Genomic DNA, 10,634 nt, shown 5'->3' on the forward strand with positions numbered 1-10,634 from the left:
GCCGGACGCCGGATTATGCTGCATGACGCCGAAGGCCGCCCCTGCCGGCAGCAGGACGCCCCCGGTACCCTCACCACCTGGCAGTACGAGGTCTATCAACCCGATACCCCGAACGCAGCGCCGCTGCTACCCGGGCGGCTGCTCTCGGTCCGGGAGCAGACTACCGGTGAGGCCACGGCCCGCACCACGCAGCGCCTGGTGTACGCCGACCGGAGCGGCACCGCCCCGGAGGAGAACCGGGCCCGCAACCGCTGCGGCACCGTGGTCCGCCACTATGACGCCGCCGGCCTGGCCACCGCCGACCGGTACGCCCTCTCAGGCGCGCTCCTGCAGCAGTCCCGCACCCTGTTACAGGACGCCGCGGACGACGCGGACTGGGCCGGGGACGACGAGGCCGCCTGGCGGGCGCAGCTTGAACAGGGGGACGATGCCCGCCACACCACCCGCACCACGGTGAACGCCGCCGGTCTTCCCCTCACGCAGACCGGGGCCACCGGGCATACGCAGCGCACGGCCTACGACGTGGCCGGCCGCGTCAGCGGCAGCTGGCTCACCCTCAGCGGGGGTACTGAACAGCCGGTCCTGGTCTCCCTGACCTGGTCGGCGGCCGGACAGAAGCTGCAGGAGGTGCACGGCAACGGGGTGACCACGGACTATGTGTATGAGCCGCAGACGCAGCGCCTGACGGGCACCACCACCACCCGGGGTGCCGCCGCGAAGGGGAGCGCCGCGGGCACCGTCCTGCAGGCCCTGCGCTACGGCTACGACCCGGCGGGCAACGTGCTGAGCGTCAGCGACGACGCGCAGGAGACCACCTTCTGGCGCAACCAGAAGGTGGTCCCGGAAAGCACCTTCGCCTACGACAGCCTGTACCAGCTTATCCGCGCCACCGGGCGGGAGAATGCCGCCGCCGGGCAGCAGGGCCGGAGCCTGCCCCCCCTGATAACCCCGCTCCCTGCCGACAGCAGCCAGTACACCAACTACACCCGTACCTACGCCTATGACGCCGGCGGGAACCTGACGCAGATACGGCACAGCGCCCCGGCGACCAGTAACAGCTACACCACCGCGATGACGGTCAGCCATGCCAGCAACCGGGCGGTGCTGAGCAGCCTGACGGACGACCCGGCGAGGGTGGACGGGTACTTCGACGCGGCGGGCCATCAGCTGAACCCGGGGTTCAGCGCGACGAACACGCTGGTCTGGGACCCGCGGGGCAACCTGAAGGGGGTGACGACGGTGAGCCGCACCGCAGAATCCGGCGCCGGAGCGACAACAAATGACGGCGAACGCTACCGCTATGACGGCCAGAGCCAGCGCCTGAGAAAGGTGAGCCAGCAACAAACCGGCAGCGGCACACAGACGCGGCGGGTGACGTACCTGCCGGGGCTGGAGCTGAGGCGCACGCGGAGCGGCGACACGACGACGGAAAGCCTGCAGGTGATTACGGTGGGTGAGGCGGGCCGGGCGCAGGTGCGGGCGCTGCACTGGGAGAGCGGGAAGCCGGACGGCGTGGACAACGACCGGGTGCGGTACAGCGTGGACGGCCTCACCGGGAGCAGCGGGCTGGAGCTGGACGGTACGGGTCAGGTTATCAGCCGGGAGGAGTACTACCCGTACGGGGGGACGGCGGTGTGGGCGGCGCGGAGCGCGACCGAAGCGGACTACAAAACCGTGCGTTACTCGGGTAAGGAGCGTGACGCGACGGGGCTGTACTACTACGGTTACCGGTACTACCAGCCGTGGGCGGGCAGATGGCTCAGCGCGGACCCGGCAGGGACCGTGGACGGCCTCAACCTCTACAGGATGGTCAGGAATAATCCGGTGGTGATGAGGGATACGGACGGGCGTGGATGTTTTTCATGTTGTTGCGGGAATGATGTTAATAAATCACACGATCAACCTACTGAGCTTCATCAGTTACCTCCCCTATCAATCATTTCTAACCAACCACAATCAGTGAATGCGGGCACTACGTCTTCTGCCAGAGCTGGCAATACAGCTCTGAACCAATCCGGGTTATCTATTCCAGTAGGCGTCCATCATTCTCCGTTAACCCCGGAGAAAAAAATAGACGATATATCAAAAAATCAGGCCGGGCAAAGCACCATCGATTTATTACCCAAACCTAAACCTCTTATACATATGTTACATGATGATTCACGGAAGCCAAAGATGGCATTGAGATATAGTGCTGATGAATTTTTTAAGAAAGGGAATGAGACTGGCCCCTCCTCAGAATCACAACGTCAGGCATATGGAAGCGATAACAATCAGGAAATTAGAGAACAAATAAGCAATATAATGAAAAAAGATAGCTCTGGTGTGGCACTTGGACCGGTGCAGAATGGGTTAAAACGAATTTCCGAGTTGCTTCCAATTGCCATTGATTATGGCTATCAAATGGATAACGTTAATGTCCAGCATGCGTTCAGTAATTATGTCATGATTTATGTAACGGAAGGGTTTGAGGACGAAGATACAACAGGAACTCTGGTAGGAAATGCAACGCACTCCACATTTGGAGGCTTCATGGATATGAATAAAGCTAAGCGTCAGTAGACGATGTTGGTGCACGGACAGGGTAAGGCTGGAGCTTGTTTGCGATTCTGTATGTTGCAATGGAATGAACGGTAGCACGCCTGCGGTGTGCTACCGTTCTCGTTGTTAACGCAACAGAGCCTTAACTACATCACAATTGAAAGTAAGCGTAAAGCCACTGATTTTCATCAGGGCTCACGAAGCCGGATATATGCGTGTGGCTACTTTGTCAGAAAAAGATCTGCCTGTGCTTGCATCGTGGAGGTGTCCATATAAGTTATTTAGAACCTTCCGCCCGGCAGAAAGGGCTGAGCACTTAACGTGGAACACGCATGTCCTCATTAATACCACGGGTGAATACCACCTGCCAGAGCTGGATGTTTCGGGCGCGGAACGCACCGGCACAGGCATTCAGATAATAGGTGAACATGCGTTTGAAACGATCGGAATAGCGCGTCTCCAGGGCTGGCCAGGCATCCTGGAAACGCTCATACCAGGCCATCAGCGTTTTGTCGTAATCCTGGCCAAAATTGTGCCAGTCTTCCATCACAAAATACGGCTCGCTGGCGACAGCGATTTGTGTCACCGACGGCAGGCAACCGTTCGGGAAAATATATTTGTTGATCCACGGATCGACTTTGTCATCAGATTGATTAGAGCCGATGGTGTGCAGCAGAAAAATTCCGTCCGGCTTCAGGTTGTTATTTACTACGCTGAAATAGGTGGCATAGTTTTTCGGCCCCACATGCTCAAACATGCCAACCGACACAATTCTGTCGAACTGCTGGTTTAAATCGCGGTAGTCCTGCAAGAGGATCTCAACGTCCAGTCCCTCACAGCGAGTCCGCGCAAACTGCTGCTGTTCCGCGGAGATGGTTACGCCGGTCACCTTCACGCCATAATGTTCGGCAGCATAAGAGGCTAAGCCGCCCCAGCCACAGCCAATGTCCAGCAGGGTCATCCCCTTTTTCAGCCGCAGTTTTTCGCAGATCAACTTCAGTTTATGCTCCTGGGCCTCATGCAGACTGGAGGCCTCTTTCCAGTAGCCGCAGGAATACTGCATCCAGGGGTCCAGCATCACGCTGAACAGGTCATTGCCCAGATCGTAATGCTCTTTGCCGACAATCCACGCCCGTTTTCTGGACTGCGGATTGGTCATTCGCAGGCTCGCTACGCGCAGCAAATCTCTGACATTGCCCTTCAGGGAGGACTCCAGATCGGCCTGTACAATGCGGGTGAAAAATTGATCCAACCTTTTACAGGTCCACCACCCGTCCATATAACTTTCTCCAAGGCCAAGCGATCCCTGCTGCAAAACGCGTTTATAAAAATGATTATTTTTCACCTGAATATCATACGACGCGGAGCCGTTAATTTTGATGCCAGCTCTGGCGAGCAATTCTTCACTGATGCGATACCAGCGGTCTTTTTGCGCGGATAAGGCTATTGATTTTTCCATTGCGGTGACAACCTGTTTCAGATAGATAATGATTAATACCGGATATCTTTTTTACATCTGTAGATAAAAGCGGTGGAACGCTGCGTCATCTGTTGGATCTGAATGACGCTGTGGCCGGATTTAAAACAGGAAATAATCTTCTCCCTGTCTTCTTCAGCACTGGCTTTACAGGTGGAGATTATTTTCAATCGTTCTTTTTTTTCACGCTGTTTTTCTTCCATGACGGCATCCAGGGTGTCCAGTTTACGCCAGGCCAACTCTCTGTCCTTACTGAGGTTTGCCTCATTAACGGCAATATTCTGCCACACTGTTCTTGCTCTGCGCAGTAACCCTTTCCCCTCCAGGGAATACGCATCAGCAATCGTTGGCCGATATTTTTTCATTTCATCAACTCATGTCGTATTATTTCAATTAATTTAAAAAATGACCACTTCCACAGCGGAATGAATATCTCACCCCACCCTTTGATTGTACCCGCCACAGAAAATCATCAAAATGAATTATTCCAATGGAAATCATGCTAAAATGGAATGGCAGTAATTGAAATAAAAAAGCCCCTAGAATAAATTCATTGACTCATCCATCAACGGGACCGATTCGGCTATTTTCAGGGAAGGACAGGCTGAGCGATTGAAAGACGGGAATAGAGAAAGGTCAGGTGTTCACAAGCCAGCCGTTGGGCCTGTTCGGCGTCGCCGGAGATAATGGTTTCCAGCAGCTGGCGATGGTGGCGATCGGTTTCATCCCAGTTCTGTTTGTCACGACGGATCGTATCGGCGGCATCCAGCACGGAGTCCTGTAGTATGGTATAGAAACCGCTCATCACGCTGAGAATAGCCTGGTTGTGGGCGGCTTCAATAATACCCAGATGATATCTCGCGTCGGCCTTTGCGGCGTCCAGTAAAGTGCCTTCGGTATAGGCCCATTTCAGCCTCTGATACAGCTCGCGCAGGCGCTTATGCTCTTTTGACGTGCTGCGCTGTGCAGCATAGAAGGCGGCAGCCCCTTCCAGCAACCGACGAAACTCCAGAATATCCAGCCGCACCTGCGGATTGGACACCATCAGCTGGCTTAACGGTGAGGCAATGGCTTCTTCAAAAACATCGGCAACTTTCAGCCCTCTGCCCATTTCAGCTGTCAGCAGCCCCTCACCCTGCAGCTTGGTCAGCGCTTCGCGAATTGGCGGACGGGAAACCTGTAACAACGCCTCCATGTTACGCTGTACCGGCAGCCATTCACCGGGCTTGATTCTGCCGCTCACGATAGCATTCTTAATCTCATCGTAAACCAGCATCGCCAGGGTGGCGCCACGCTGCCGATCGTTGCGCTGGATCGGGGTAAATAACTGTGCTGACATTATGCTGCTCCTGTCTCCATTTGCAGGGATTATCATTCATTCATCAACATGTCACAAGCGCAATCAGGGACACAGAGTAAGTGCCCACGCGGGGTAATACGCGTGGGCAGGAGATTAACCGCGGCTGGCGATTAAATTTTGGGCCCGTAGGTATGGATATCCATCGTCCGGTTATAGTTGATGGCTTCAGACTTCGTCAGCTCACCGGAAAGCACCCGCATGAAGGTCATCATGGTCTCCTGTGCGACCTGCTCGATGGATTTATGCCCGAGGATAATCTGCCCGGCGTCCACGTCCATATCGTGCGACAGGTTCTGGTAAGTACGCGGATTACCACAGATTTTAAGCACCGGCACGATAGGGAAGCCCTGCGGCGCGCCACGCCCCGTAGAGAAAACGATACCCTGTGCACCGCCAGCAGCAATCCCGGTCAAAATCTCGGGTTCGAACCCCGGAGAATCTTTGATCCACAGGCCTTTCCCCGGGACTACGTCGGTATAATCCAGTACGCCTTCAATAGTGCGTGACCCGGATTTGTTGATAGCCCCCAGGGATTTCTCTTCGATGGTCGATAAGCCACCGGCAATGTTTCCCGGCGTAGGCTGACCGTTACGCATATCCACGCCCACCGCCATCGCGCGTTTTTCCATGGCGTCGACGATCTCATAGATGCGTTTCCCCACTTCCGGCGTCCGGCCGCGGCGGGCCAGCAGGTGTTCGCCCCCCATAAATTCCGTGGTCTCACCGAACAGGACGGTTCCACACGCGTCGACAATAGCATCGGACATCTGACCGATGACCATATTAGACGAGAGACCGGAGGTGGTGTCAGACGAGCCGCACTTGATGCCCATCATCAGGTCCTCAAGCCCCGCTTCACTTCGCTGCTGAGATGAAATGGCAATCGCCATTTTCTGCACCAGGTCGATACCGTGCTGGATAGCGCGGCTGGTGCCACCGAGGCGTTGCATCACGATTTTTTCGACGGGACGACCGGTGGAAGCAATCTGTGCCACAATGTCATCCGCGTTAGAACCTTCGCACCCGAGGCTGATAACCAGCGCCGCACCGACGTTTGGATGTGAACCAAGGCGGCCTAACGTTTCCGTCACCAGACTCAGATCCGGCATCAGCTGGCAGCATCCGCAGTGGTGCAACAGCGCTCTGGACATCTGGGTGTTGTAGACAATCGCCTGGGCAATCTCGGTGACGCACACCGTGGCCGGTATTACCGCGACAATGTTACGTGAACCGACCTGACCGTTTTCCCGACGGTAGCCAAACCATTTAAAATCGTTATTCATTTTACTGCCTCCTGATAACGGGAAGTCCGGGCATGTGTCACTTCGACGCCATGATTAAGATCGCCGCGACCATACTGGCTCGCTAAATTGTGCGTGTGGACGTAATCACCAACGAGAATATTTTCCGTCGCCACGCCCAGGCTTTCGCCGTATTTGAGCACTTCAGCGCCGTTTGCCAGCGCAGCGACCGCAATTTTATGACCGAAGGGTATGCTGGCGTTGGCGGTCACCGTTTCGGTGTGCCCGGCTTTGTCTTTCACCGTGATCGTATCCCCCTGGTGGACGTCTTCCAGGACCGTCGCGACGCTGTCGCAGGCCATAATTTTTAATGCCAGTACCGTTGACTGTGACATGTTTAACCTCGATTAACTCAATGACGAATAGGGTTCGGTTCGCGTGCATCGCGTTTCGCCAGCACGGAAACCAGCAATGGGCAGAGGATGGCGGTCACGATGACCGCGGAAGAAATCTGTGCGGCTGCAATCGCCGCCTGCGGCGCAAAATTTGGCGCAATCTGGGCCACCACCGCCGGGAAGGCAACGGACAGCCCCGCGGTAGTACCTACCGCAACGCCTACCGCCGGTTTGGTTTCCCTGAAGAAAATGCGGTAGCCTGCATACCCCAGCCCGCCGGTAACAACCAGCGTGACCAGCCCCAGGACAACGCCCTGGAGACCTGCGGAGATCAGCTCGTGCAAATTCAGATGCATACCCAGCGACCAGGCAAAAAACGGCACCAGGAAGTTCTGGCTGCTGGTCAGCAGCGCTTTCCAGTCGTCGTCCAGGTTGCCAAGGATGAAGCCCACTATCATCGGGAAGATCACCGCCAGCAGCGCCATATAGGGCACGCTGATAATGCCGGAAGCGCCGAGAGCGATGAGAGTGAAGAACGGGCTGCAGCCAAGCAGCACCGGAGCCAGCGCACCGATATCGGTCGCATCGCCAAACTCACCCGCCAGGCCGCCATACAGGCCGCCGTTAATGGCCGTCATCGCCGGGATAATCGCCAGCGGCGACACCCCCAGCAGACCTTTAATCCCGAAGTAGTGGGCAACAAGAAAGCCAATCGCAATGCCGGACACGACCTTCGCCACAAAAAGCACCACGCCTTTTTCCAGTGGACGGCCAACCTTACGAACATTGATCCCTGCCGCGGCACAGAGCAGGTAGAGTGCGATCAGAGGTGACGATCCCGAGATAAAGAGCTGTTCAGTAAAACCGCCGATACGCAGGACATGGGGAAAGAGAGTGTTCATCACAGCAGCAAGAAGCAATGGGATCACCATCATGCCACCGGGAAAACGCTGCATCGTTTTCATTATCTTCATAAAAAACCTCGTTAGCTGTCAGCGAAATACGACGCTATCGGGGATTATTCACGTCGTTTCCTTGCACTAGGCATATCATGGTATACCATGTTATAACAAAAATATTGATCCAGATCAGCGGTCCCGGTGGCGAGTTGACCTGTAATTATCAGGCAGGGGCAAGAGGCTATTTCATCCGGGTTTAAACAGACAAAAATTCACCGTCTCTCAAAATTAAAGGCCGGTGGAAATACCTGTATCGGGCGGTCGATACAGCAGGCCTGATCATTGATGTTCTGCTGCAGCCCTGCGCTTCTTTCGCAAGGGCACCTGGCACCACAATGAACCTGAGGTAAAAGTGGTGTAAGTACCGCGTCGTTGACCACGCTTAATTTTGCTGATTTCCTGTCATTAACGCGACAGCCCCCTTGTCCCGGTAAAAAACTCATCTGAGTTTGCGCATGACGCCCGGCAGACCGTCGCTAATCCGGCTACAGTATGGTATGCACCGCCGCCGGGGTCGGCGACCCATGCCGCGCCCGCCGGTTTTTTTCCGCCATTTGCCCGGAGCCCCCTTATGCCCGTCACCACCACCCCGACCGATACCCGCACGCCGGTTATCACCGTTACCGGCCCCCGCGGCCGGCCCGTCCGCACCCTCGCCTGGTGCCGCTCCGCCCCCGGGGCTGACGCCGACCTGCGCATCACCCGCAGCCGCTTCGACGACGCCGGACGCCCCCTGGCCCAGGCTGACCCCCGCCTCGGGGCGCTTGCCGTGCCCGTCGACAACCTGACCTTTATCTCCTCCCCCGACGGGCAGCCCCTGCGCACCCTCAGCGTCGACGCCGGACGCCGGATTATGCTGCATGACGCCGAAGGCCGCCCCTGCCGGCAGCAGGACGCCCCCGGTACCCTCACCACCTGGCAGTACGAGGTCTATCAACCCGATACCCCGAACGCAGCGCCGCTGCTACCCGGGCGGCTGCTCTCGGTCCGGGAGCAGACTACCGGTGAGGCCACGGCCCGCACCACGCAGCGCCTGGTGTACGCCGACCGGAGCGGCACCGCCCCGGAGGAGAACCGGGCCCGCAACCGCTGCGGCACCGTGGTCCGCCACTATGACGCCGCCGGCCTGGCCACCGCCGACCGGTACGCCCTCTCAGGCGCGCTCCTGCAGCAGTCCCGCACCCTGTTACAGGACGCCGCGGACGACGCGGACTGGGCCGGGGACGACGAGGCCGCCTGGCGGGCGCAGCTTGAACAGGGGGACGATGCCCGCCACACCACCCGCACCACGGTGAACGCCGCCGGTCTTCCCCTCACGCAGACCGGGGCCACCGGGCATACGCAGCGCACGGCCTACGACGTGGCCGGCCGCGTCAGCGGCAGCTGGCTCACCCTCAGCGGGGGTACTGAACAGCCGGTCCTGGTCTCCCTGACCTGGTCGGCGGCCGGACAGAAGCTGCAGGAGGTGCACGGCAACGGGGTGACCACGGACTATGTGTATGAGCCGCAGACGCAGCGCCTGACGGGCACCACCACCACCCGGGGTGCCGCCGCGAAGGGGAGCGCCGCGGGCACCGTCCTGCAGGCCCTGCGCTACGGCTACGACCCGGCGGGCAACGTGCTGAGCGTCAGCGACGACGCGCAGGAGACCACCTTCTGGCGCAACCAGAAGGTGGTCCCGGAAAGCACCTTCGCCTACGACAGCCTGTACCAGCTTATCCGCGCCACCGGGCGGGAGAATGCCGCCGCCGGGCAGCAGGGCCGGAGCCTGCCCCCCCTGATAACCCCGCTCCCTGCCGACAGCAGCCAGTACACCAACTACACCCGTACCTACGCCTATGACGCCGGCGGGAACCTGACGCAGATACGGCACAGCGCCCCGGCGACCAGTAACAGCTACACCACCGCGATGACGGTCAGCCATGCCAGCAACCGGGCGGTGCTGAGCAGCCTGACGGACGACCCGGCGAGGGTGGACGGGTACTTCGACGCGGCGGGCCATCAGCTGAACCCGGGGTTCAGCGCGACGAACACGCTGGTCTGGGACCCGCGGGGCAACCTGAAGGGGGTGACGACGGTGAGCCGCACCGCAGAATCCGGCGCCGGAGCGACAACAAATGACGGCGAACGCTACCGCTATGACGGCCAGAGCCAGCGCCTGAGAAAGGTGAGCCAGCAACAAACCGGCAGCGGCACACAGACGCGGCGGGTGACGTACCTGCCGGGGCTGGAGCTGAGGCGCACGCGGAGCGGCGACACGACGACGGAAAGCCTGCAGGTGATTACGGTGGGTGAGGCGGGCCGGGCGCAGGTGCGGGCGCTGCACTGGGAGAGCGGGAAGCCGGACGGCGTGGACAACGACCGGGTGCGGTACAGCGTGGACGGCCTCACCGGGAGCAGCGGGCTGGAGCTGGACGGTACGGGTCAGGTTATCAGCCGGGAGGAGTACTACCCGTACGGGGGGACGGCGGTGTGGGCGGCGCGGAGCGCGACCGAAGCGGACTACAAAACCGTGCGTTACTCGGGTAAGGAGCGTGACGCGACGGGGCTGTACTACTACGGTTACCGGTACTACCAGCCGTGGGCGGGCAGATGGCTCAGCGCGGACCCGGCAGGGACCGTGGACGGCCTCAACCTCTACAGGATGGTCAGGAATAATCC

Annotated in this window: 8 protein-coding genes and 1 pseudogene; 3 read left to right on the forward strand and 6 right to left on the reverse strand. The window is 58.7% G+C overall.

Annotation, left to right across the window (positions count from 1 at the left end; all coding sequences use genetic code 11):
• The first annotated feature begins 15 nt into the window (after positions 1-15).
• Positions 16-2,562: an RHS repeat-associated core domain-containing protein gene (locus tag P349_RS0124850; protein ID WP_081758236.1), complete on the forward strand. Its 2,547-nt coding sequence runs from the start codon at positions 16-18 to the stop codon at positions 2,560-2,562.
• Between the two features lie 295 nt (positions 2,563-2,857).
• Here P349_RS0124850 and cfa read toward each other — a convergent pair whose 3' ends face one another.
• From cfa to P349_RS00125, 6 genes are all read right to left on the reverse strand, one after another.
• The gene (gene cfa / locus P349_RS00150; protein WP_032664409.1) at positions 2,858-4,000 is read right to left on the reverse strand and encodes a cyclopropane fatty acyl phospholipid synthase; all 1,143 of its coding nucleotides are present in this window, start codon (positions 3,998-4,000) and stop codon (positions 2,858-2,860) included.
• Positions 4,001-4,032: 32 nt separating this feature from the next.
• Positions 4,033-4,383, reverse strand: a complete 351-nt coding sequence (locus P349_RS00145) for a hypothetical protein (protein WP_032664411.1) — start codon at positions 4,381-4,383, stop codon at positions 4,033-4,035.
• 224 nt (positions 4,384-4,607) lie between these two features.
• Complete coding sequence (locus P349_RS00140) at positions 4,608-5,357, reverse strand: FadR/GntR family transcriptional regulator (RefSeq protein ID WP_032664413.1); 750 nt, start codon at positions 5,355-5,357, stop codon at positions 4,608-4,610.
• 131 nt (positions 5,358-5,488) lie between these two features.
• Entirely contained in the window at positions 5,489-6,661 is a 1,173-nt protein-coding gene (locus tag P349_RS00135) for a UxaA family hydrolase (protein WP_032664414.1), read from the reverse strand.
• Positions 6,658-7,014 carry a UxaA family hydrolase gene (locus tag P349_RS00130; RefSeq protein WP_050597555.1) on the reverse strand — a complete coding sequence of 119 codons (357 nt, stop codon included), beginning with the start codon at positions 7,012-7,014 and terminating at the stop codon, positions 6,658-6,660. The genes P349_RS00135 and P349_RS00130 overlap by 4 nt, the downstream gene beginning before the upstream one ends.
• Before the next feature lie 17 nt (positions 7,015-7,031).
• Positions 7,032-7,988 carry a 2-keto-3-deoxygluconate permease gene (locus tag P349_RS00125; RefSeq protein WP_032664416.1) on the reverse strand — a complete coding sequence of 319 codons (957 nt, stop codon included), beginning with the start codon at positions 7,986-7,988 and terminating at the stop codon, positions 7,032-7,034.
• A gap of 206 nt (positions 7,989-8,194) precedes the next feature.
• Here P349_RS00125 and P349_RS26525 point away from each other — a divergent pair.
• Together P349_RS26525 and P349_RS0124855 are read left to right on the forward strand one after the other, a co-directional pair.
• A pseudogene (locus tag P349_RS26525) lies at positions 8,195-8,360 on the forward strand (DDE-type integrase/transposase/recombinase); the annotation flags it as partial.
• A gap of 184 nt (positions 8,361-8,544) precedes the next feature.
• Positions 8,545-10,634 (forward strand): RHS repeat-associated core domain-containing protein (locus tag P349_RS0124855; protein WP_032664419.1); only part of this gene is annotated, 2,090 nt, incomplete at its 3' end.

Origin of the sequence: Enterobacter sp. DC4, assembly GCF_000568095.1 — a bacterium.
Taxonomy (GTDB): Bacteria; Pseudomonadota; Gammaproteobacteria; order Enterobacterales; family Enterobacteriaceae; genus Enterobacter; species Enterobacter pseudoroggenkampii.